21 protein-coding genes and 2 pseudogenes are annotated in these 21,919 nt (G+C 47.4%); 4 read left to right on the top strand and 19 right to left on the bottom strand.

What is annotated here, in order from left to right:
• Positions 1 to 421: 421 nt before the first annotated feature.
• The 8 genes from DXA20_RS13510 to DXA20_RS13540 all read right to left on the bottom strand — a co-directional run bounded on the left by DXA20_RS13510 (position 422) and on the right by DXA20_RS13540 (position 8,182).
• Positions 422 to 616: a hypothetical protein gene (locus DXA20_RS13510; protein WP_243100680.1), complete on the bottom strand. Its 195-nt coding sequence runs from the start codon at positions 614 to 616 to the stop codon at positions 422 to 424.
• Positions 613 to 1,797 (bottom strand): carboxypeptidase-like regulatory domain-containing protein, encoded by a 1,185-nt coding sequence (locus tag DXA20_RS13515; protein ID WP_118561508.1) that lies wholly within the window; start codon positions 1,795 to 1,797, stop codon positions 613 to 615. Before DXA20_RS13515 ends, DXA20_RS13510 begins: the two co-directional genes overlap by 4 nt.
• 12 nt (positions 1,798 to 1,809) lie before the next feature.
• The gene (locus DXA20_RS16260) at positions 1,810 to 1,974 is read right to left on the bottom strand and encodes a hypothetical protein (RefSeq protein WP_022304902.1); all 165 of its coding nucleotides are present in this window, start codon (positions 1,972 to 1,974) and stop codon (positions 1,810 to 1,812) included.
• Positions 1,975 to 2,219: 245 nt separating this feature from the next.
• Positions 2,220 to 3,557 carry a GTPase family protein gene (locus DXA20_RS13520; protein ID WP_118561510.1) on the bottom strand — a complete coding sequence of 446 codons (1,338 nt, stop codon included), beginning with the start codon at positions 3,555 to 3,557 and terminating at the stop codon, positions 2,220 to 2,222.
• Between the two features lie 23 nt (positions 3,558 to 3,580).
• Entirely contained in the window at positions 3,581 to 4,354 is a 774-nt protein-coding gene (locus tag DXA20_RS13525) for a TIGR02452 family protein (RefSeq protein ID WP_118561512.1), read from the bottom strand.
• A 38-nt stretch (positions 4,355 to 4,392) separates the two neighbouring features.
• Positions 4,393 to 5,130 carry a hypothetical protein gene (locus DXA20_RS13530; RefSeq protein ID WP_022304905.1) on the bottom strand — a complete coding sequence of 246 codons (738 nt, stop codon included), beginning with the start codon at positions 5,128 to 5,130 and terminating at the stop codon, positions 4,393 to 4,395.
• A gap of 12 nt (positions 5,131 to 5,142) precedes the next feature.
• Positions 5,143 to 6,486, bottom strand: coding sequence for a hypothetical protein (locus DXA20_RS13535; RefSeq protein WP_118561514.1), 1,344 nt, complete (start codon positions 6,484 to 6,486; stop codon positions 5,143 to 5,145).
• Between the two features lie 142 nt (positions 6,487 to 6,628).
• Positions 6,629 to 8,182 (bottom strand): serine/threonine protein kinase, encoded by a 1,554-nt coding sequence (locus DXA20_RS13540; RefSeq protein ID WP_118561516.1) that lies wholly within the window; start codon positions 8,180 to 8,182, stop codon positions 6,629 to 6,631.
• Between the two features lie 263 nt (positions 8,183 to 8,445).
• Between DXA20_RS13540 and DXA20_RS13545 the strand changes: the two genes are divergently transcribed.
• From DXA20_RS13545 to DXA20_RS13560, 4 genes are all read left to right on the top strand, one after another.
• The gene (locus tag DXA20_RS13545) at positions 8,446 to 9,453 is read left to right on the top strand and encodes an ABC transporter substrate-binding protein (protein ID WP_118561518.1); all 1,008 of its coding nucleotides are present in this window, start codon (positions 8,446 to 8,448) and stop codon (positions 9,451 to 9,453) included.
• A gap of 23 nt (positions 9,454 to 9,476) precedes the next feature.
• Complete coding sequence (locus tag DXA20_RS13550; protein ID WP_022304910.1) at positions 9,477 to 10,457, top strand: ABC transporter permease; 981 nt, start codon at positions 9,477 to 9,479, stop codon at positions 10,455 to 10,457.
• Positions 10,458 to 11,252, top strand: coding sequence for an ABC transporter ATP-binding protein (locus DXA20_RS13555; RefSeq protein ID WP_022304911.1), 795 nt, complete (start codon positions 10,458 to 10,460; stop codon positions 11,250 to 11,252).
• A 123-nt stretch (positions 11,253 to 11,375) separates the two neighbouring features.
• Positions 11,376 to 12,335, top strand: coding sequence for a Gfo/Idh/MocA family protein (locus DXA20_RS13560; RefSeq protein WP_022304912.1), 960 nt, complete (start codon positions 11,376 to 11,378; stop codon positions 12,333 to 12,335).
• 5 nt (positions 12,336 to 12,340) lie between these two features.
• Here DXA20_RS13560 and DXA20_RS13565 read toward each other — a convergent pair whose 3' ends face one another.
• The 11 genes and pseudogenes from DXA20_RS13565 to DXA20_RS13615 all read right to left on the bottom strand — a co-directional run bounded on the left by DXA20_RS13565 (position 12,341) and on the right by DXA20_RS13615 (position 21,902).
• Positions 12,341 to 13,270, bottom strand: a complete 930-nt coding sequence (locus tag DXA20_RS13565; protein WP_158577242.1) for a carbamate kinase — start codon at positions 13,268 to 13,270, stop codon at positions 12,341 to 12,343.
• Positions 13,271 to 13,281: 11 nt separating this feature from the next.
• A pseudogene (locus tag DXA20_RS18040) lies at positions 13,282 to 14,756 on the bottom strand (oxamate carbamoyltransferase subunit AllG family protein).
• 12 nt (positions 14,757 to 14,768) lie between these two features.
• Entirely contained in the window at positions 14,769 to 16,295 is a 1,527-nt protein-coding gene (gene fdrA / locus DXA20_RS13575) for an acyl-CoA synthetase FdrA (protein WP_118561522.1), read from the bottom strand.
• Positions 16,292 to 16,531 (bottom strand): oxamate carbamoyltransferase subunit AllH family protein, encoded by a 240-nt coding sequence (locus DXA20_RS13580; RefSeq protein WP_158577243.1) that lies wholly within the window; start codon positions 16,529 to 16,531, stop codon positions 16,292 to 16,294. Before DXA20_RS13580 ends, fdrA begins: the two co-directional genes overlap by 4 nt.
• On the bottom strand, positions 16,447 to 17,367 hold the full coding sequence (locus tag DXA20_RS17220; protein ID WP_279222383.1) for an oxamate carbamoyltransferase subunit AllH family protein: 921 nt from the start codon (positions 17,365 to 17,367) through the stop codon (positions 16,447 to 16,449). Before DXA20_RS17220 ends, DXA20_RS13580 begins: the two co-directional genes overlap by 85 nt.
• Positions 17,360 to 18,073, bottom strand: a pseudogene (locus tag DXA20_RS17225) (amidase family protein); the annotation flags it as partial. The pseudogene DXA20_RS17225 and the gene DXA20_RS17220, both read right to left, overlap by 8 nt.
• 38 nt (positions 18,074 to 18,111) lie before the next feature.
• A complete protein-coding gene (locus tag DXA20_RS17230) occupies positions 18,112 to 18,699 on the bottom strand; it encodes an amidase family protein (protein WP_158577244.1) in 588 nt (195 codons plus the stop codon).
• Between the two features lie 114 nt (positions 18,700 to 18,813).
• Positions 18,814 to 19,218, bottom strand: a complete 405-nt coding sequence (locus DXA20_RS13600; protein ID WP_022304918.1) for an allophanate hydrolase-related protein — start codon at positions 19,216 to 19,218, stop codon at positions 18,814 to 18,816.
• Positions 19,219 to 19,265: 47 nt separating this feature from the next.
• Complete coding sequence (locus tag DXA20_RS13605) at positions 19,266 to 19,922, bottom strand: cysteine hydrolase family protein (protein WP_118561532.1); 657 nt, start codon at positions 19,920 to 19,922, stop codon at positions 19,266 to 19,268.
• Positions 19,923 to 19,961: 39 nt separating this feature from the next.
• Positions 19,962 to 20,657, bottom strand: coding sequence for a biuret amidohydrolase (gene biuH, locus DXA20_RS13610; RefSeq protein ID WP_022304920.1), 696 nt, complete (start codon positions 20,655 to 20,657; stop codon positions 19,962 to 19,964).
• A gap of 81 nt (positions 20,658 to 20,738) precedes the next feature.
• A complete protein-coding gene (locus DXA20_RS13615) occupies positions 20,739 to 21,902 on the bottom strand; it encodes a BMP family ABC transporter substrate-binding protein (RefSeq protein WP_118561534.1) in 1,164 nt (387 codons plus the stop codon).
• Positions 21,903 to 21,919: the final 17 nt, after the last annotated feature.

Below are 21,919 nucleotides of genomic sequence, written 5' to 3' on the forward strand. Positions count from 1 at the left end.
CATTTTTCAACTGTTATATATAACTAAAGGGCAAAAAGCTCTGACAAAGAATTTTTTGCCTTTCATTATCATAGAAGAATCTTATTTACAGACTTTTTCTCATAGTCTCCATTTACTCCCTTGGCTCATACGGAAAATCACTGGTATACGAGCACACAGATTCCAATCAGGAACGTGTCTACACACGTCTGTCCAAACAAGGCAAACGGCTTGGTGACCTCGATCCAAACGACACCATAACAAGCACCTACACCGGCGCCGACTCTTCCTACGACTGCGGCGTTGACAACAAGTCTTATTACGTCACCGGAGGCAAAGTATTATGCACGGACTACGGCTGCCCCTATGGTATGTGTCCAGAATTACGGATACATATTATAGGAGCAGCCCGTTTGGTGTTCCTGCTTCCGCTTCCATATGATCAATAATTATCGATCACATATTCCGTGCGTACATTTTGATAGTCACCATGATTATTCCATGTCAGATAACCTAACACCTGAAACGCAAACGGATACCCCTGTGTCAGATCCGCCATCTGCATGGCGTCTTCCCTCTCCATCTGAAAAATATCCATATATTTACGGATGATCGCCTGAGTGTTTAACGGTTTCATCTGGATTTTCGGTGCACGATATAAAAATGAGATTTCTCATGCAGCATTAAACGAAATGTATCCGATACCTGATCTCCTTTAAATGCAACATCAACGAATTCCATATATCCCGGATCATGATGTACCCACGAAACCGCTGCAGCATCTGGATATATTGGATTTTTAGTTCCATCTGTCCGTCTTATTAAATACTTCAAACCACTGATTTTATGAAAACCACTTGGCATCTCTTCAAACATATTTAAAATAGCAACCAGCTCCTCCGGCTTAAACATTTCAAAAGCCGCCGCTGTCTCATCCGTTACCCCTGCGGTCAATTCCTCATAATCCGGAACCTTGATAGAACACCCAAAATTCTGAACCAGAATATAGTCTACTGCATCAATATCTTCCCCGTCATGTGTAACATAGCGCACCAAAGCATCATAAAGACGATTAGAGAAAAAAGTTCCCAAAGTTCCATTCACTTTTGCTTTTCTTGGAATTGCGTTTTGAAAAACATCCTTTGATAAAGTTACCGTATTTGCTTCTTCGCCATATGTAATTGTAATATCATTATTAATATGTTTATCGGTCAGAATCCACTTACTTGGCTTTTTCTCTCCCTGCTGCGGAATATTTTGATACAATTCATAAAAACGAGAGGTGTAATCTCCCGCCCATTTTTCCTCTTCATCACTTAAGATAACCTTATATTTCTGATATAAACGAATGGAATCTGTGGCATCACTTGGATATACATCTTCATCTAGAAATTCTACTTTCCATGGACTGACAACATTCGCCGTTTCTTCGTATCCGAAATAAGTATCATCAGCCTTCCACTGATAAAAATAATCCGATTCCGCTGCCTTTGTCACTTCCATGTCCGGCACGACCACACCCGCACTCTCTACTTTCACCTGTACAGGTTTTGGTACAGAATATCCTGCCATATCAATTTTGACAAAATAATCACCCAACTCTATGCCTCTGAAAGAATAATCGCCTTTTTCATCTGTTGCAGCACTGTACGACTGATAATTGTTATACAAAATAACATTTGCAGCATCACCATTCTGCAATCCGGTAATTCTTCCTGAAGCAGACAACTCTGTCGCACTGATCGTATCACACGGAAAGCACAGCTGTATAACGACCACTAAAATCATTGACAATAAAATTCTTTTTACATTCTTCATTCAAAGTCCTCCTCACTCATTGTTTTTCCCAGAAAGCCATGCACCAACAAACAGTGCAATGCCTGTTCCAAGCACTGCCAAAAAAAATATCAATATTCCCTTAACACCTATAGAATCTCCACTACGCATAACCAGAATCGTCAGCCAGGAAATAATTGGGTCAATCAACCACGACATCATATCACCTTCTTTACTAAACCACTCTCATTGTTTATAAATTTAGTATAACAACTATGTGGATGAAGTGGTTTATTTTTTGACATCATCCATATGTCGAATGTAATATTTTAAGACAAAAAATAAACATTCCTTCTGTTATAACAGCAAATAATACCAAATACAAAGTGACAGCAATTGCACCAAAAGCATTAAGAGCAGAGACATATTGCCTCTGCTCCTATCAATTTTACCAAATTTTATATTTAATTTTCTTTATCAGCTTTTTTGTCCTTTTCAAATAACTTTTTCACATCAATTTCATTGTACCCTAAAATGTAATGATTGATAGCTGCTTTTCCAATGGCATAGGTTCCTCCACTGGCAATCGCCGCACTGATCGTGGAACCGGCTCCCGGGAATAACATATTTGCAAGTTTGGATCCCTGCTGTGCTGCCAATCTAAAACCGAATCCGGCTCCTCCCATACCTCCTAAGCGTATAACAAAATCCTTAGCTGTTTTTATTGATATCTCACTTCCGGCTAAAGCTGCTATCATAACCGTATCTAATGCCTGAATAATCAATAAGATATAAATATCACTGATTGGAATTGGACTGAGTGCAACTGTCCCAGAAATAGTCGACATCGCTTTGTTGACATGATTGGCAATTTTTAAAACCAATTCCTCCAATTTAAAAGCCATTCTCATCCCCATCTGAGCCTCATAGTCAGCAATTGCATTTTCCAAACTTTCCCGAAGTTTATCAATATTATAACGGCCATCATAACTGATTTCCAACCGTTTACGTTCTTCCGCTGAAAGTTCGTTAATATCATCCAGATCTATTTCATCTCCCTGATCATTTTTCCAATCAATTAATGAAGATACCGGAATCACAGCACTTGCATTAAACTGTTTCTTATCAAACTTCTCTTCAAAGAACGCTGCATGCTCCTGAATCCGATTTAATTTCTTTTCGGAATAACTATTTGGATCCGTTTCTCTCGCAGGCATAACTCCATCCACTCTGTTCAACGCAACAACAACCGGAAGCTCTGCATTATTTTTTTTGTAATATTTCTCCCGAACTTTCTTTATAAAATCTATATCATCATCTGTTGCATTCGATCTATCCGTACATCCTATGATTAAAAGTGCAACGTCTGGATCAAATTCTATAATATCATCACATAATTGTTCTTCAGCAGTCTCTGTATTTTCTCCTTCATGTTCCGCAAATCCACGAGAATCTAAAATATCCATAAGCGTTCGGCCCTGCTCTTTACAGCTGTAACTTACAGTCTCCTTCGTTCCAATATCGACAGCACTTACCTCTGCAACGTACATGCCACATAATGCGTTGATCAAACTGCTCTTCCCAACTCCGGTACGTCCCATAACAAAGATTCTCGGCGGACGATGATGATCTAATTGATTAATAAGTTCCCGGAGATTTTCGTCCCCCAGAATCTGTTTTTTAATCATGTCCGTCACAGTATTCGGAATGGCATCGGGAATATTGTCCACTATCTTTTCTAAGCGGTTATAAATCCCCTTAAAGTTTTCAATTCTCTGTTCTATTGTTCTTTGATTTTCCATAATGATTCCTCCATTTTTGTATTTTATAGTTTTTTTAGTACCTTCTGAAACACCTGATAATTCCTCTCGTCCCGTCCTGCCACCATCCGCACTGCAAATACCACTTCTTCAAAGCAGTCGAATTTCTTCAGATTATCCCGAAAAAATTCGGCAACCTCCTGTGGGTCATTGCCAAATGCGCCGCAGCCCCAGGCTCCGAGTACGAGTTTCTTATGTCCGATGCTCTCCGCCAGACAAAGCAGCTTATAGATCCGTTGATCGAGAATTTCTGCTGCATGGATCCCCGGTTCGTTGATCGGTGCCGCCATTGTCACAACCGATACTTCTACCGGCGCAATGTCGTGGTACTTTTCATCCTTGATGATAAACACATGAGGCGAGTAAATCGCCGTGTCAGATCCACTCTCGTTTTTGTCATTTTTGCGATTGTAATCGTAAAACGGGAATGCCTCCTGCGAGATCAGGGAATTGTATAATGTTGATGTCCGGCACAGGTCTTCTTCCTGCGCTCTTGCTCCGATCCGCACGCCTCCGCCCTGCGAAATGGAATTGGCAAAATTAAGCACCAGCACATCCGAAGCACCCTGCTTTTTCAGGGATCTCGCCGCCTGGTAGGAATCTTCTCCGGTCACACGGATCAAAAAGCTTCCCTCCCGGTCAACATGCTGTTTTGCCAGCTCATCCATCGTCCGGACATCATAGTATTTTGCAGCCTCTGCATGATCCCCCGCATACTTTTTGCTTTTGTGCAGGGTATCCATAAATACTTTAATATAATGATTTGTATTAAACAACATAAGCGTTCCTCCCACTCCGTCACCTATGATAATAACTTCTACTCCGTCAATGATATTTCTCCGATCTCAAGCTTCATCGCCTGAATCATTTCACCCATTTTCCCATCGCTTTCCGCCAGCGTTTTTAAGACAATTCCAGCCAGTCCACTGTCATTCGCCCACGCAACCAGACTCTGAACAAGCGCAAATTTCCTGTCGTTATCCACTTCACTGTTGATTGCCTCCAGCATTTGAAACATCAACTTCTGACCGCTTTTCAGGACATCGTTGCTATCCAGCTTCTGTGCAGCTTTTGCATCCCCGTTTTCTTTGTATGTCTCTAGTTTTTTCCTGCGCTTATCGGTCTGCTGCTGTTTCATCTGTTTCAATACAACGTCCAGTGTTTTCGTCAGATCAATATCCTTCAACTCTACTTCCAGCTTCATCGCTTTCTCTCCTTTCTTTTTCTTGATCGAGATCTCTTCAATAGAAATAAATTTCTGTTTTTCTTTCAGGTTCAGTGCTTTCTTTATGCTTTTGTTAATTGCATGACTTCCCTTCCCTGCTGCCATTTTTTGCAATCCCTTAATGTGCAATGCCTGTTTTCCCACGTCTGGTACCTGAGCAATTAATTTTAGAAATGACACAACCAATCCCGTTCCCATTCTGGCAATTGGTTTCACCTTAACAACATCTTTTATCCCCTTGAAAATCCCTCCATCCAACTCTCTGATCACTTTCTTTACACCCGTGCGATCGTACGACAGGATTTCCACACTCAGTTTTGCATGTTCCATTCTGCACCACCTTTATTCGCCGCCCTCGATAATTTCAATGAACAGGTATATATCCTCCTCTGCGAAGCAGGACAAAAGTACATGGTCGAGCATATATCTGTCATCGACCCTGCGCATGCCACATAGCTCCAGCATACCGTCTGCCAGCTCACAGAATTCGTCTTTTGCTGTTTGGGCACTGTACGGTTTTTCGTACAGCATTGAAATCTCTTCTATCCTTCGGTAAATGATGTACTGCGCCAGCACCAACAAATCTGAACGCTGCACCAGATGAATGCGCTGCTTGAATTTCTTTAATTCTTTTTCCTTGGTCCGGCGGGCTGCCTCGTCTGTTTCGGCTGCCAGCTCCATCTGCAGAATCATCTGCTTTTCCCGAAGCACTGCTGAGTTGAGCAGCTCGGAAATGTACTTTTTATCGACACGATGGATCTCTCCGCCAAGTGCATTGTAAAGTGCATATTTGTCCTGGTGCTTGTTTCGCCCCGGCATTGTGGAGTAAAGCTCCAGCACCAGATCGCTGATGCGGTCCTGCGGTGCATATGCCACGCTTGCCAGACGACGTATTTCCTTTGCCTTGTCCGGCGACAACGGATTTCGGATCGTACGCAGACGATTTTTGACAAACCGCTCAATCTCCGTTCCACCGTAAACGCCCTTCTGTCCCTTTTGCTCACGCCACTCCATAAAGCCTGCAGCCTGCAGCTCCTGCGCCAGAGACTCCATCACATCCTTGCGCAAAAAGATCAGACATTCTTCCACAAGCTGTCTATAGCATTTGAGTACCGTCAGACTGTAGCCTTTGAAATATTTCTGGTGTTTATGCATCCAGACCAGAAACTCCTCCTCCGGATAATCCCGGACTACCGTGTATTGTTCCCGTACCCAGTTCGTGTTACTTTCCTGCTCCCATTTTCCTCTGTTCTGACTTTTACGCTCATAAAACTCGATCATCCGACGACATTTGTCGATCCCGAGCCCATGATCCAGACAATATCGCGCGATAAATTCCCGGTAATCGTTATCCTGAATCCCCTGCTGTGAAATGCCAAGCTGCAGATACTCTTCGGTCTCCTCCACCGACAGCCCTGCTGCCAGCGCAATCCTGAAAATATAGGTTCTGGATGGAATGCTCTGTTCGCTCAGCCCAAACCATCTGCGGATCGTCTGGCGGTTTGCGATCCGGGCATCCTTGATCGTCTTATAGAAATTCTGATAAGCTCCCTGACGCTCTTCCTGTGTGATTTCGGAATCCCCTAAGATTTCCGGATACCAGTGCTTTGTCATAAAGGAAGTAAATTCCTGATAATAGTTACTTGTGATATCACGATATAGTTGTTTACAATACGTATCACTCATTATGTATTCTCCTTCGGTTATCTTAATGAAATCAGAAGCGATCATTTATTATACTTTCTGATTTTATAGTATAAATAAACAACTCCATGATCTAAGGATATCATAGAGCTGTCTTATTTGGTTTATTTTTTTGTCATATTGTTTATTGTAAAAGATCATCCAAATCTCCCTCAAAATCCCCACCGGAGTTGCTGTCTTTTCCGGAACCGGACGATGGCTTTTTCGTTGCTGCCGGCTTCTTTGCCGGTTTGGCAGAAACAGTTCCCGCCGATGATTTCGTGGACTTTGACGACGTATTCCCTGTGCCGGTCTTTGTGGATGACTGACGGTCTGCGCCGGCGTGTCTGGCTGGAGTTTTATTTGAAGCCGCCTTGGAACCGGTATTGTTTGTCGTAGCACTGTTCTTCCCGTCAGATTTCCCTGCTCCATCTGAAGACTGCGGCTTTGCGGATACAGGTTCATCAGACCGGGAGGTTGATGTCGTATTATCTTCTTTACCGGACGGCGATGATGTCGTATCGCCTGCTTCGTCCGGCTGTACTGATGACGTGACACCATCTGTTGCGGCAGGCTGCATTGTCACAGAAACGGCTGCTTTCTCCGGCTGCAAGCCCTTCTTCTGCCCTCTGCTTCCCGGTCCGCCAAGATAAATCCACAGCACAACAACTGCCGCAAATATAATAACACCGGCTGCCACTCTCCAGATCATTTTCTTTTTGGGATCGCTCTTTTTCAAAAATGCGGCTGCCTCCCGGCGCACAGTCTGTGTATGCCCACCGGACAGCATCTGGTGCGGAAGCTCCTCGGTGCGAAACCAGAGGTTCTGACGCATCACATGCTCATCATAAAGAACCTCAGCAAGCTGCACCACATCCTGATACCGATCCTCTTTCTTCACCGCAAGCCCCTTCATGATCGCCTTTGACTGCTCCGGCGCAAGCCCGGTTCCGAAAATATCCTGCAGATTCGTGATCTTATCGGAAATCCATCGCTCCATGGCATCCTCCGGCACCATGCCTGTGATCATAAAATACATCGTGGCGCAGAGCGAATACACATCAGTCCACGGACCGATCTTCTCCTCGGAGCGGTACTGCTCCACCGGAACAAATCCCCTTTTAATAAGGATCGTATGCTCTTCTCTTTTCGGATCCAGAAGGCTTGCTGCGCCAAAATCAATAAGCTTTAGCTTCCCATCCTGCGTGATCATCAGATTGTCCGCACTGATGTCCCGATGAACGATCCCCTTCTCATGAATCCTCCGGATCGATTTGAGAAGCGGTTTCATGCCCGCAAGAACCTCTTTCCCATCCATACGTCCATGCTGCGCAATGTATTGCTTAATGCTGATACCCTGGACATATTCCATCACGATATAGGCAATCCCCCGATCGATAAAGTAATCGCGCACTGCCACGATTCCCTCCAGATCATAAAGGGATGCCGAAATCTGTGCCTCGCGCACGGCACGCTCCGGCTCTTCTCCCGGTTCGGTCAGATATTCCTTCACGGCAACATCCACCTGCACATTCATATCAAGTGCCTTGTAGGTAATGCCAAAGCCACCTCTGCCAAGCACCTTTTCCAGCTTATAGCGTCCATTTAAGACGGTTCCCTCCGGCAATGTACCTCTCCCTGACCCTGTACGCTCTGTCCCATTTAGCGAACTCTTCTCTCGTTCCCTGCTGTCACTCATCTGTTCGTTGTCCCCTTACCCGTATTTTAACTTTATTGCTGATTGATGCCACGAACTTCCGCATCACTGTCTGCTTTTGTTCCTGCATCATTTTCTTCTTATATTTTATTATTGTAATTCATATTTTGAAAAAATACCAGTGTATTATCTAATATTGACTTATTTCCCGTAAAACCCTATAATTTATACAATTGCACACATTATTTAGTACAGCAGGATTTCACCGTTCTGCGTACCGGCAACATCAAGGAGGAAATCTAACTATGAAAAAGACATTCAAGAAACTTTTATCCGTAGCGCTCGCTTCGACAATGGTCGTTGGACTTGCAGGCTGCGGCAATTCCGCAACTACTAACGGCGGTTCTGATTCTACAGCAGACAAATCAGGCAAGACTTATACCATCGGTATCTGCCAGCTCGTACAGCACGAAGCTCTTGACGCTGCTACAGACGGCTTCAAGAAGGCTCTGAAGGATAAGCTCGGCGATAAGGTTAAATTCGATGAGCAGAACGCAGCCGGTGACGCACCGACATGTTCTACCATCTGTACATCATTCGTAACTAACAACTATGATCTGATCCTGGGTAATGCAACAGCCGCTCTTCAGGCTGCTGTTTCCTCAACAGACAGCATTCCGGTACTTGGTACCTCTGTTACAGACTATGGTACTGCTCTTGATATTTCTGACTGGAACGGCGTAACCGGCAAGAACGTTTCCGGAACAACCGACCTTGCTCCACTGGACCAGCAGGCCAAATGCATCAAGGAGCTTTTCCCGGATGCCAAGAACATCGGTATTATCTACTGCTCTTCTGAGCCAAACAGTATTTACCAGTCTACAACGATCACAAAGTATCTGGAAGATGAGGGCTACAAGATCAAAGAGTACACCTTCGCAGATTCCAATGATGTTGCTTCCGTTACAAAGAGCGCATGTGACGCATCTGATGTAATCTACATTCCTACCGATAATACAGCAGCATCCTGTACAGAGGCGATCAACAACGTAGCCGGTCCTGCTAAGACTCCGATCTTCGCCGGTGAGGAAGGTATTGCAAAGGGATGTGGTGTTGCAACACTTTCTATCAGCTACTATGATCTCGGATACGAGACCGGTGAGATGGCTTATGACATTCTCGTAAACGACGCTGACATCACAAAGATGGAAGTTAAGACAGCTCCTAAGTTCACAAAGGAATATATTGCAGACCGCGCTGACGATCTGAAGGTAACTGTACCGGATGATTACGAAAAGCTTTCTACCAAATAATTTTGGCGTATTGGAGGATTAACATGTCTTTATTAAATTATTTCGCAACATTGAATCCGGTCGCATTTACGAATGCGCTTCCGGGCAATATTGCACAGGGTCTGATCTGGGGTATCATGGCACTCGGCGTATACATCACATTCCGCCTGCTTGATTTTGCCGATCTGACCGTTGACGGTTCCTTCGCAACCGGCGGAGCCGTTACCGTTATGATGACCATCAATGGTCACAGCATCTGGGTTTCACTTCTCTGTGCCTGCATCGCCGGACTTCTTGCCGGACTTTGCACCGGTCTGTTACATACCAAGCTCGGTATTCCACCGATCCTTGCCGGTATCCTGACACAGATCGCGCTGTATTCGATCAACCTGAATATCATGGATCGTCATGCAAACCAGGCACTCAGTATTGACAAGTATAACCTGATCATTTCTTCCCGCCAGCTGACCCATGCGATTATCGTTGGCGCAATATTTGCAATCGTTCTCATCGCACTTCTCTACTGGTATTTCGGTACTGAGCAGGGTTCTGCGATCCGTGCGACCGGATGCAATCCGGCCATGAGTAAGGCACAGGGAATCAACATCGACACGATGAAGCTGATCGGTCTTGCCCTCTCCAACGGAATCGTTGCTCTGTCCGGCGGACTTCTGGCACAGTATTCCGGCTTCTCCGATGTCAACATGGGACGCGGCGGCATCGTTATCGGTCTCGCAGCCGTGATCATCGGCGAGGTTCTCGGTGATGCGATCCTCGGAAAGCACATGGACTTCAAGGGACGCCTTACCTTCGTGGTACTCGGCGGTATCATCTACTATATCGTTATCGGTATCGTTCTCTGGCTGAAGATGCCTAGTGATGATCTGAAGCTGTTCACAGCGATCATTGTTGCAGTCTTCCTTGCAGTTCCGTATCTGAAAGGAAAGAGCAAAAGCTCCTTCAAGAAAGCCGGAAAGCGTTCTGCAGCGGCTTTAAGCAGTGCGTCAGCAAAGGAGGGCAAATAAATGTTAGAGATTCGTAATGTACATAAAACCTTCAACCTTGGCACGATCAACGAGAAGCACGCCTTAAATGGCGTAGATCTGACTCTTGACGAAGGCGATTTCGTCACCGTCATCGGTGGAAACGGTGCCGGCAAGTCAACGATGCTCAATGCCATCGCAGGCTCCTGGCCGGTTGATGAAGGTTCTATCCTGATCGATGGTGTAGACGTCACAGGACTTCCTGAATTTAAGCGTGCCACATTCCTTGGCCGTGTGTTCCAGGATCCGATGACCGGAACCACTGCCACCATGCAGATCGATGAGAACCTTGCACTGGCAGCCCGCCGTGGTCAGAGACGTGGTCTTGGCTGGGGTATCTCCAAGAAGGAGAAGACTCAGTTCCACGAGCTGTTAAAGACTCTCGATCTTGGTCTCGAGGATCGTATGACCTCAAAGGTCGGTCTGTTGTCCGGTGGACAGCGTCAGGCAGTCACTCTGCTGATGGCATCCTTAAAGAAGCCGAAGGTTCTGCTTCTGGACGAACACACCGCTGCATTGGATCCAAAGACAGCGGCAAAGGTGCTCGCCCTCACCGATAAGATCATCGAGGAGAATCACCTGACCGCTATGATGGTCACACACAACATGCGTGATGCGATCGCACACGGCAACCGTCTGATCATGATGAACAACGGACGTGTGATCCTGAATATTTCCGGCGAGGAGAAGAAACGTCTCACCGTAGAGGATCTTTTAGTGAAGTTTGAGGAAGTATCCGGAGAAGAGTTTGATTCGGATAAGGCTTTGCTCGGATAAGCTTGGATATTTACGCCGAAGGGCGTATCAAAACGAATCCCCATCTGTTATAATGGATGGGGATTTATTTTTGTAGAAATGAGCGGTTTAGTTCTCCATTTTCAGAAAGGATAGAAAGATATTATGTTACATTTTGGAATAATCGGTGCAGGAAATATTGCACATAAATTTATCGAAGCAGTCCGCATGACAACAGAGGCAGACGTCACTGCAGTTGCAAGCAAGTCCATGGAGCGCGCCAAAGCGTGGGCCAAGAAGGAATCACTTTCTTTATATTATGACAGCTACGAAAAACTGCTTGCCGATCCGGACATTGATGTGGTCTACATCGCAACACTTTCCAATGCACATTATGACAATATCAAGGCATGTCTTCTGGCGGGCAAGCATGTTATCTGCGAAAAGCCAATGACGCAGACAGGCGCACAGGCCCGGGAGGTCATTGATCTTGCACGCGAAAAGCATTTATTTTTGATGGAAGGAATGTGGTCACGTTTTCTGCCAAAGTCCACACGCGTTCGCCAGTGGATCCGGGACGGCCGCATCGGCGAGCTTCATCTGATGCAGGCAAATATCGGCTGGAAAGCAGATAAGGAATACAGCAGACGTTTGTTTTATCCGGAGCTTGGTGGCGGTTCCCTGTACGACATCGGCATCTATCCGATGGAGCTTCTGCCCTACTATGCCGACCAGAAAATCCTTGCCATGCAATTTCTGAAAAAGGACTATCCAACCGGCGTTGATGATATGGTCAGCTTAAATCTTCAGCTGGAGCACTGCATCGCCAACATCCAATGCTCCTTCACGACCAAAATGCCGGAGGATGCCTACCTTTACGGAAGCGACGGCTACATTCACATTCCTAAGATCCATTTCGGCAACCGTGCCAGACTCTATGATCTGAACGACCGTCTGGTGGAAGATTTCCATGAGGGCGAAGAAAACGGATTTTATTATGAAGCAAAAGAAGTAATTTCCTGTATACAAAAAGGACAAACCGAAAGTGCGGTCTGTCCTCTGGAAATGACATTAGAAAATGCGCGTTTGTTTGATCAGGTTCTGAGGGGAGAAGGAAGGGACTAAAGTGCTTACCCGCATTGTATTCTCGTTCCGCTGGTGCCATCGAGTATGTCCCATATTCGGGTCAGTGATCCGATGACTGCCGTTCCGCCCTGCCGGTGAGTGACAAAGCGTTTTGCCGCCTGCACCTTCGGAAGCATGCTACCCTCCGGAAACTGTCCCTGCTCAATATATGTTTCCATGTCCTGCAGCGTCACCTGATGCAGTGCACGCTGATCCGAAGTGCCATAATTTACAGAAACATATTCCTCGCCGGTCAGAATAAGCAGTTCATCTGCACCGGTGTCACAGGCGATCTGCTCCGCTGTGAAATCCTTGTCAATCACAGCACTGACTCCCTGCAGGCTTCCATCAGCTTCCCGCACAACCGGGATGCCTCCGCCGCCACCGCTGATCACGATCGCACCGGCATCTAACAGTCTGCGGATCGTATCGATCTCCACGATCCCTTCCGGCTTTGGAGATGCAACCAGCCGGCGGTAACCCCGCCCGGAATCCTCCGCCATCACCATGCCGGTTTCCTCTGCGATCTGCCGTGCCTGCTCCTTCGTATAAAACGGTCCGATCGGTTTGGTCGGCTTGAGGCTTTCCAGCTTATCCCGATCCACCAATACCTGTGTCACGATTGTAGCTACCTGCAGATCACTTTTTCTTGTCTGCAGTTCATTATAAATGTGCTGCTGCAACGGATATCCGATCATTGCCTGCGTCATTGCCACACACTCATCCATGGAATTTTCCGGGATGACCGGGCGTGCCGCTTCATTCTGGATCACAAGATTACCGATCTGCGGTCCGTTTCCATGAACCAGCACGATATGATGACCCTTCACCGCAAAATCGACTGCTGCCACAGCGATCTCACGAAGGATCCGGTCCAGATCTCCGGCATTCTGTGCCAGCGCGTTCCCACCAATTGCTATTACATATGTACTCATGTGCATCATTCCTATTCATTTCCAGAAGTATACTTGCGGACATAAGCAAGCAGCGCCTTATAGAAGCATTCCATTGGCGGTGAAACAATTCCCGCACCGATCTGTCCTACGCCTGCATCCTTATGGGCGATTCCGGTATTGATGATCGGAAGGATTCCCGTCTCGATCACCTTAAGCATATCAATTCCCATTGCACTTCCCTTGAAATTCAGGCTTGGCAGAGCATATGCCGGGTTACTGTCCACGCAGATACTGTACATTTTTCGGGACACTGCCAGCGCATCATCCGTTGTTCCTCCAACAAACTGTACAATTGCCGGAGCGCCGCCCATGGCGAAGCCGCCGATCCCCATCGTCTCTGTGATCGCGCTGTCTCCGATATCTCTGTTTGCATCCTCTTTGCCGTAGCCCGGGAAGTAAAGTCCCTCAATATAGTTGGACTCTCCCTCAAACCATTCCTCTTCCGGAAGACCGCTGACCTTAATACCGAAATTGACACCGTTTCGTGCCATAACCGTGAGCACGGTTGCATATTCTACGCCCTGTCCTGCCGCCAGACAGATCTTACATGCCGGCATCGACAGATTGAGGAAATAGTGATCGTTTCCCGCAATAAATGAGAGCACTCTCTCAAGCACCTCTTTATCCTCCACTGCCTGCAGAAGAAGCAGACTGATCTGCTTATAGAAAAGACTTGTCGCCGCCTTATTTCTGTTGTGACACTCATCGCCCATCTGCAGTGCCTGCGCCGTGATCAACTGAATATCAATGCCGTCCGTCAGAGCAAGTGCTTATGAAGCGCCGGCGCAAATTCATCCCGGATCCATGCAAGGCGGTTTAATACTTCCTCGGAATATGCTCCGAAACGAAGCACCTTTCCAAGTCCCTCATTCACGTTACAGTATGCATATGTGCCATTGGTCATATCCTTGATCACATGAACCGGCATGGATGGAGAGATCACTCCTGCCATCGGACCCACGGCATGATAGCTGTGACACGCTCCGAAGGTGATCTTTCCTTCTTCGATGATCTTCTCCGCCTCAGCGGCATCGGAAGCCAGCCCCTCATAGATCACGGCTCCTATCACAGCTCCGCGCATCGGGCCACACATTTCATCCCAGTCAATATCCGGTCCGGAATGAAGAATCGTCGTCTTGGTCATTCCCGGAATACATTCCAGTGCCGGACGGATATCAACCAGCATCGGCTTTGCCGCACGGATCCTTGCGATCACCTCCGCATTCGCCTGCGCAATTTTGTCACGCATCGGTTCGATCGCATCCAGCGCAGCAAGAATTTCCTTATTACCGCCCGCAACCGGCTTCCAGTCTACCTGACAGACCGTTGCCGCCTGTGCCTCCATGTCCTCCTCAAACCGTTTCAGTCCTACATTTATAATAGATATTTTATCCTTGTTTAATATTGGATTCATCTGATGCACCATCCTTTCCCACACAATTCCGGCAAACAAACCGCTCTGCATATGTCTGTTTATTTATTGTGCCGACACGAGTTCACAGGCAAGCTTCACTGCCTCGATATTGCTCTCCGCAACCATGCAGCCCGCATCCTCCAACAGCTTTTTCTGCTGCGCTTTATTCTGCGAATCTGCTTTTGTCCCGCACACATACGTCACAAAAACCACCTCGCGTCCTTCTTCTGCCGCAAGTTTTTTTCCTTCCCGGATCGTGTCGATCGTCCCTCCGACAGGATCTGCACCGGAGCCATATCCCAGTTCAAAATCAAGCAAAACTACTGCTGTCTCCGGATCCTTACATTCCTCGAGAATTCTTTCATTGCGAATCGTCGGGTCCATCATCGGATGCGGTCTTCCATTCGTAAACTGATCGTCACCAAGATCCAAAAGCACATTTCCATGACTCGCAAATACATCCTCCAACATTGAAGATTCCTCATGGGAAACATTGGAATATACGTCCTTTAACTTATTCTGCAGATAATAGAAGCTCTCTGCGCACAGGGTACCGCCACAATAAAGTCCGCGAATATATTTCTGTTTCGGTGAAAAAGAGATGGTATCCGCAATAATATTTTCGCACGGAAGAACCACGGTTCCACGGGAAAGCTCAACTGCCTTTGCCGCTGCTTCCCGCAGGGATTCTGCCACAATCACATTTTCTTCGGAAACCTCGACCGGCTCTCTGTTTGTGATCGCAAGAACCACCGGTTTGGTCAGCTCTTCACGGATCAGTTCCCGGATCTGCTCAAACACTTCACTGTCCGGTAATTTGGACACCATAACAATGATCTTTGTCCGCTCATCTGCCTGCAGCAAACGAAGCGCATCCTTCATCATGATCCCGCCAATCTCCCGGCTAAGATCCCGGCCGCCGACTCCGATCGCATTGGAAATACCGCCACCATATTCGCTGATCAGCGTCATTACCTCCTGCATTCCGGTTCCGGATGCCCCGGCGATACCGATATCTCCGGCATTGACCTGATTGGCAAAGCAGAGTCCCACTCCATTAATCAGACATGTCCCACAATCGGGACCCATCAAAAGCAGCTCCTTCTCATGTGCCAGTTCCTTCAGTTCTTTTTCCTGCATGACCGTAATATTATCGCTGAAAAGCATGACATTTTTTCCTGCCTTTAAAGCCACTCTCGCCTCACGTCCGGCGTATTCTCCCGGAACAGAGATCACAACCAGATCCGCCTCCTCTTCCTGCGACATCGCCTGTTTCAGGCTAGTATAATTTTCTTTCTGATGCTCCTTACCGCTCTCATCGCCCTTCAGTCTGCGCTCGATCTCCTGCTTTATCTCCTCTTCCTCTGTGCTATCGGAAATCTCAAAAGCGATCATCAGATCATTTTCATCACAGCTTTCCACCTCATCGTTGCTTAGACCAACGTGCTCCAAAAGCTCTTTGTTCATCGCGGTTCCCATGGACACCACGATATTGTCCACATCATCCCGCTTTTTGATCTGCGCTGACAGCGACATCAGCGTCACGGAATCATAATATTCATTTTTGCGTATCTCAATATATTTCTTCATATATTTGTTCCTCCCGAAAGTCCAAACAAAACGCCGCACATCATATCGGTTCCCGATGTGCTTCCATAACGGATCACATTATGTACGGCTCTTTTCTGCACCTCCCAGTCCCCCTGTGCCATTGCATCAAATAACTGCCACAGAGACCTTCTCACCAGACCACGCCAGGCATTTTCCAGCATGGCACTGCTGACTGCGCCGGTACTTCCACGGATCCAGTCCCGGTATCGATCCATATCCATCGCCCCGCGCCAGGAATCTCCTCTCGCGTAGCTGCCGCAAACAATCCGCACAGGAAATCATCTCCCGATGGTGTCATACCGATTCCAAGCCCCAGAAAGCCGGATACCGCTTGCCGGATCTTGCTTTGATAATCATAATCAAAACACCTCTGACTTGTACAAGCATTCTGATCTGCCGGTACCACTTGATCTGTGCAAGCCTTCTGAGTCTCTGCAGCCACTTGACCGGTGCCGGTTTTTCGATTCTCCAAAGCCGTCCCGGCTGCCAGAGCCGCCTGCAGACGATGCAGCCTCTCCCGAAACATTTTTCCATATTCATCCAGATACGGCTGATCAAATAACGCATCGTAAAGACTGCTTTTATTGCCGTATATTTCCACCAGATGACTGATCCGACTTATGGTCTGTCGGGAAATGTTCTGTCCGATTTCAGGGACATACGGAACTGTTTGGACCTGCACATGATCCAGCGAAATATGAACTAAGCTGCCAAGACAGATCATATCCGTCTGCCAGACAACCGGATCTCCTGCCTTAAGCAGCAGGGTTTTCAAATCTATATCCTCCACAAGCAAAATGGCTCCCGCAAAGGTTTCTGTCCCCTGATTCACCAATGAGAAAAGCGTCCCCTGCTCTGTCACAACATTGATCACATGATGAAATACCGAATGAATCCTTCCGGAAAGCAGAACATTTCCCGTCGTGACTTTTTCACAATCTGACAGATTTTGGCTGCATAAATTCACATCAGATGGTTCTCCTTCCACAGAAGACTGTGGAACGAAAATTTCTTCCGCCTGCAAATACTGTTTTGCATTACGCTTACGCATAGGCACGACACTTCTTTGCCACCGCCACGATCTTATGCTCTGCATCGGCAAGCCCGAAGATCGTGATTCCAAACGGAAGATCTTCTCCGGCATCAATACCCGGAACAGCAATCGCACTCATATCGAGCAGATTGCAGTGATTGGTATATTTTCCCATATCGCTGTTGGTATTGATCGGATCGCGCCGCACTTGATCTCTTGTGTAAGTTCCCGCACAGGTCGGAAAGATCATGACGGCATCCTTCAGCAGATTCCGGGAACGTCTCTTGTATTCCATCAGTTCATGCATCGTATCATACAGATATGCCGCCGTGTAATCCGGGCGGTCACCGGTCATAAGAATCTCTCTTGTCACCGGGAAAATATCCTCGCTGTGCGCTTTTACAAAATCTCCCAGATCACACCAGCGCTCCGCCACACAGGGACCTCCATACAACAGAAGCGCCGCTTTCTGATAAAAGCTAAGATCCACTCTCTGCACCTTGCAGCCCGTCTGCTTCAGGAAGGAAATCGTCTTGTCCCATGCTGCTTTGTACTGCACGTCATATGGTCCGTAGAACTCCGGTTCCTGCTCCGGCAGGTAAATACATTCCGGAAGCTTGTCCTCTTTTCGGGACACATCCTTCGACCAACGGTCGGATTCATCCAGCCCACGTACGACCTTGTCCACCTTCATTGCCTCCTCCACGGAATCCGCAAAAACAGTGACGCAGTCAAGACTTGCACATGCCGGAACAACTCCCTTTAACGGCCATGCGCCACAGGTCGCTTAAAGCCGGTCAGATGATTTAATGCCGCCGGGACACGTCCGCTTCCCGCGGTGTCTGTTCCCAGGGAAAAGCATGCCATTCCAAGTGCAACTGACACTGCCGAACCGGAGCTGGAACCGCCGCTGATTAGCTCAGGCTTCAGCGCATTTGAAACCTCCCCATAAGGACTTCTTGTTCCGACAAGTCCTGTTGCAAACTGATCCAGATTTGTTTTACCGATTGGGATCGCTCCGGCTTTGATCAGACGGTCAACCACCGTGGCGCTCTCCTCCGGCACATAAGTGTATGCCTTGCATCCTGCCGTCGTCGGAGTCCCTGCCAGATCAATGTTATCCTTGATCGCAAACGGAATTCCCCACAATGGCTTTTTGCCAAAATCCATCTTTCCAAGCTTCTCTATGTACGGACGGATCCGTTCCATATCTGGCTCAATGATCCAGATATTTTTATCGCTGTATTTCTTTGCTTTTTCTATGATTTCCTGCATCAATCCTGTCGGCGTTTTCTCTCCACTCTGATATGCTGCCTTCACCGATGCAATGGTCAGATGTTTTTCTTCCATAAACAACATTCCTTTCCTGTGTATTTTTTCATATCTTATAGTCTTATGATAACAATACGCCCCGGTGATTTCCTTGTGGAGATGCCACAGTTTCTCACCACCCATTTTATGTCTTTATGACAATTTCTGTGTTTCCTGCACATAATACCGCCAGCCGCCATAGCGGGATATGTCCGTAAGACCTTCCTCTGCCCCCGCCTGACCGACAAAGCTGATCACTTCCTGCCCGTCCTGCAGACGCATCTTACCAAGCCCAAGCGGCGCGGGTATCATCTGCAGAAAACTTCCGATCCGGGACAATGCAATGCGCCAGACCTCCACCTCAAGCTCTGTCCCGTTTTGCGTACAGACAAGCATTGGTTTCTCCGGCTCTGTCGCTGTCCTAACCATACGGTAAACCGGTGCTGTGTGGTCGGTTCTGTCATAAACTGCTCCCAGTCCGGTAAGCTGATGTTCCAGCGCAAAGCCTCTCATGTGCAGTCCACAGACCGCAAGCTCTACGATTTCCTCTTCGTTCATGTTTCCTCCAAATACTGTCCGTTTTTTCGGACAGACCATTTTCTCTTCTACGCCTTTAACAAGGACTCCGTATCCGCAGTCCATCCGAAAATCGCCCCCTGCTGCGTGATCATCTGAAGAGAGGCCAGATGATCGGCACGATCATATGCCGCACTGGCATCCTTGATCAACAGACATTCGTATCCTCGGTCGTTTGCCTCACGGATCGTGGTCTGCACACAGACATGCGTCGTTACACCGGTCACGATCAGCGATTCAATTCCCTTTTCCTGCAGATTATCTTCCAGGGCTGTCTTATAGAAAGAGCCCTTACCACATTTATGGATCACGATATCCTCTTCCTTCGGATAAAGCTCCGGCACAATGTCATTGCCCGGCTCCCCCTGGATCATGATCCGTCCCATCGGTCCCATATCACCAATCCCAGCGCCCTGCTTCTTCGAGCGGCGCAGCTTACTCGGTGGACAGTCCGACAGATCCGGCAGATGACCTTCCTTTGTATAGATCACCGGCATGCCAAGACTTCTGCAATGATCGATCACTTTACCAACCTGCGGTATAATTGCCGTCACCTCAGAAATGTCATTGCCAAGCATCTCTCCGAAGCCGCCGTGCTCGCAGAAATCTCTCTGCATATCGATCACAAGAAGTGCCGTCTTCTCCGGATCAAAGGTATATTCATATGGTTTTGCATCTACTATCATTCCAATACATCCTTTCCTATGCCAACAAATCTTTTATTGCTATTCTCCTGCCAGCTTCTCCAACGCCTCAATCACACTTGCCGAGTCAGACACGGCACCAAAGACGCCACCCTGCATCGTGACCATTTTGATCGCTGCCTGATGATTGCCAAAATCAGTGGCTCCGGTGCAGTCCTCAAGAATCACACACTCAAAACCGCGGTCGTTTGCCTCGCGCATCGTTGTGTGAACACAGACATCCGTAGTGATTCCGGTCAGAATAATATTTTCAATGCCCTTCTGACGAAGGATCAGCTCCAGATCTGTCGCACAAAAGCTTCCCTTGCCCGGCTTGTCAATAATGATCTCGCCCTCCTTCGGATAAAGCTCCGGAATGATATCCCAGCCTTCTTCTCCACGGACAAGAATCCTTCCCTTCGGTCCCTTTGCGCCAATTTCCGCGCCGATCTGTGCGCTTCTCCAGCGCTTATTTTCCGGAAGATCCGACAGATCCGGACGATGCCCCTCTCTGGTGTGGATGATCGTCAGACCCTCCACCTTTCTGGCTGCCGCAAGCAGCCTTTTGATCGGCTCGATCGCACGCCTCGTCAGGGAAATATCATATCCCATGGCATCCACATAACCACCCTCTCCGCAGAAATCCGTCTGCATATCAATGATCATCAGTGCGGTGTTGTCTGCTCTGAGATCTCCGTTATAAGGCCACTTGTAAGGTTCCGAATTTATATACATCATAATCACCGTTCCTCTCTGTTTACGGGAAAAGCTGCCTCCCACATTGTCATAAGAAGCAGCTCCCCGATCTGAATTATTTCTTTATTTTGTGCTTCCGATCACACCATCGACCAGATAATCCATAGACTCGATCTCATCAATGGTCAGTGTCTGACCCTTCTTGCAGACGATATTGCCCTTCTGATCCTTGATCTCATCGCTGAATGGATTATAATCATCATTGATCATCTTATCCTTTTCCTCTTCGATCTTCTTCTGGGTATCCTCTGATACGCTCTTACCAAACGGAGCGATATCTACTACGCCCTCCTTCAGACCACCACGATATTTTCCATCATATTTGCTTCCGTCGAACTTACCGTCGATCGCAGTCTGTACCATATCGATGAACAGGTCATCCCAATGCCATACAGCACCGGTCAGCCATGTATTTGGTGCAAGCTCTGACGCATCTGCGTGATCGCCGACACAGTAAACACCCTTCTGCTCACAAAGCTCAACGATTGTCTTCGTACTGTCCTGATGCTGCGCGATAACATCAATGCCCTTGTCGATCAATGTGTTGGCGGAGCTTGTCTGCAATGCAGGATCACTCCAGCTTCCGGTAAAGATGACAGAGGTTGTCGCATCCGGATTCACTGATTTTGCACCCAGTTCAAAGGCGTTGATATTTGCAAGAACCTGTGGGATTGGGAAGGATGCCACGAAACCAAGCTTATTTGATTTTGTATTGGCACCTGCGGCGATACCACAAAGATAAAAGCTCTGCCAGATGGTTCCGAAATAGGTTCCAAGATTATCCATTGTCTTTAAACCGCCCTGATGGAAAAATGTAACATCCGGATATTTCTTTGCCACATCCATTGCCGGCTCAAGATGTCCGTAGGATGTCGGGAAGAGCACGGTTGCACCCTTCTGGATCATCTGCTCCAGAGCTCTGGATGCCTCCTCGGTCTCCGGTACATTTTCCTGACGCAGCACCTGAATCTGATCACCAAAATGCTTCTCAACGGCTACGCTGGCATTGTATGCCGCCTGATTGTATCCGTAATCATCTTTTGCTCCGACAAAGATAAAACCTACGGTTGTTTTCTTGCTGTCTGTTTTCTCAGAGCTTGTTTTCGCAGAAGAATCCGCTTCACTGGAACTGTTTGTTCCACCGGTATTTCCGCAGCCCGCCATCGAAAATACCATGGCACCGCAGAGGACGACTGACATCAATTTTTTCCAGATTTTCTTTTTCATAGTGATTACCTCTCTTT

Source organism: Roseburia sp. AM59-24XD, assembly GCF_003478445.1.
GTDB lineage: Bacteria > Bacillota > Clostridia > Lachnospirales > Lachnospiraceae > Jutongia.

Coding starts and splice junctions, on each gene's coding strand:
- DXA20_RS13510 (WP_243100680.1), bottom strand. CDS start 616: ATGAAACCGTTAAACACTCAGGCGATCATCCGTAAATATATGGATATT.
- DXA20_RS13515 (WP_118561508.1), bottom strand. CDS start 1,797: ATGAAGAATGTAAAAAGAATTTTATTGTCAATGATTTTAGTGGTCGTT.
- DXA20_RS16260 (WP_022304902.1), bottom strand. CDS start 1,974: ATGTCGTGGTTGATTGACCCAATTATTTCCTGGCTGACGATTCTGGTT.
- DXA20_RS13520 (WP_118561510.1), bottom strand. CDS start 3,557: ATGGAAAATCAAAGAACAATAGAACAGAGAATTGAAAACTTTAAGGGG.
- DXA20_RS13525 (WP_118561512.1), bottom strand. CDS start 4,354: ATGTTGTTTAATACAAATCATTATATTAAAGTATTTATGGATACCCTG.
- DXA20_RS13530 (WP_022304905.1), bottom strand. CDS start 5,130: ATGGAACATGCAAAACTGAGTGTGGAAATCCTGTCGTACGATCGCACG.
- DXA20_RS13535 (WP_118561514.1), bottom strand. CDS start 6,486: ATGAGTGATACGTATTGTAAACAACTATATCGTGATATCACAAGTAAC.
- DXA20_RS13540 (WP_118561516.1), bottom strand. CDS start 8,182: ATGAGTGACAGCAGGGAACGAGAGAAGAGTTCGCTAAATGGGACAGAG.
- DXA20_RS13545 (WP_118561518.1), top strand. CDS start 8,446: ATGAAAAAGACATTCAAGAAACTTTTATCCGTAGCGCTCGCTTCGACA.
- DXA20_RS13550 (WP_022304910.1), top strand. CDS start 9,477: ATGTCTTTATTAAATTATTTCGCAACATTGAATCCGGTCGCATTTACG.
- DXA20_RS13555 (WP_022304911.1), top strand. CDS start 10,458: ATGTTAGAGATTCGTAATGTACATAAAACCTTCAACCTTGGCACGATC.
- DXA20_RS13560 (WP_022304912.1), top strand. CDS start 11,376: ATGTTACATTTTGGAATAATCGGTGCAGGAAATATTGCACATAAATTT.
- DXA20_RS13565 (WP_158577242.1), bottom strand. CDS start 13,270: ATGAGTACATATGTAATAGCAATTGGTGGGAACGCGCTGGCACAGAAT.
- fdrA (WP_118561522.1), bottom strand. CDS start 16,295: ATGAAGAAATATATTGAGATACGCAAAAATGAATATTATGATTCCGTG.
- DXA20_RS13580 (WP_158577243.1), bottom strand. CDS start 16,531: ATGGATCGATACCGGGACTGGATCCGTGGAAGTACCGGCGCAGTCAGC.
- DXA20_RS17220 (WP_279222383.1), bottom strand. CDS start 17,367: ATGCGTAAGCGTAATGCAAAACAGTATTTGCAGGCGGAAGAAATTTTC.
- DXA20_RS17230 (WP_158577244.1), bottom strand. CDS start 18,699: ATGGAAGAAAAACATCTGACCATTGCATCGGTGAAGGCAGCATATCAG.
- DXA20_RS13600 (WP_022304918.1), bottom strand. CDS start 19,218: ATGAACGAAGAGGAAATCGTAGAGCTTGCGGTCTGTGGACTGCACATG.
- DXA20_RS13605 (WP_118561532.1), bottom strand. CDS start 19,922: ATGATAGTAGATGCAAAACCATATGAATATACCTTTGATCCGGAGAAG.
- biuH (WP_022304920.1), bottom strand. CDS start 20,657: ATGATGTATATAAATTCGGAACCTTACAAGTGGCCTTATAACGGAGAT.
- DXA20_RS13615 (WP_118561534.1), bottom strand. CDS start 21,902: ATGAAAAAGAAAATCTGGAAAAAATTGATGTCAGTCGTCCTCTGCGGT.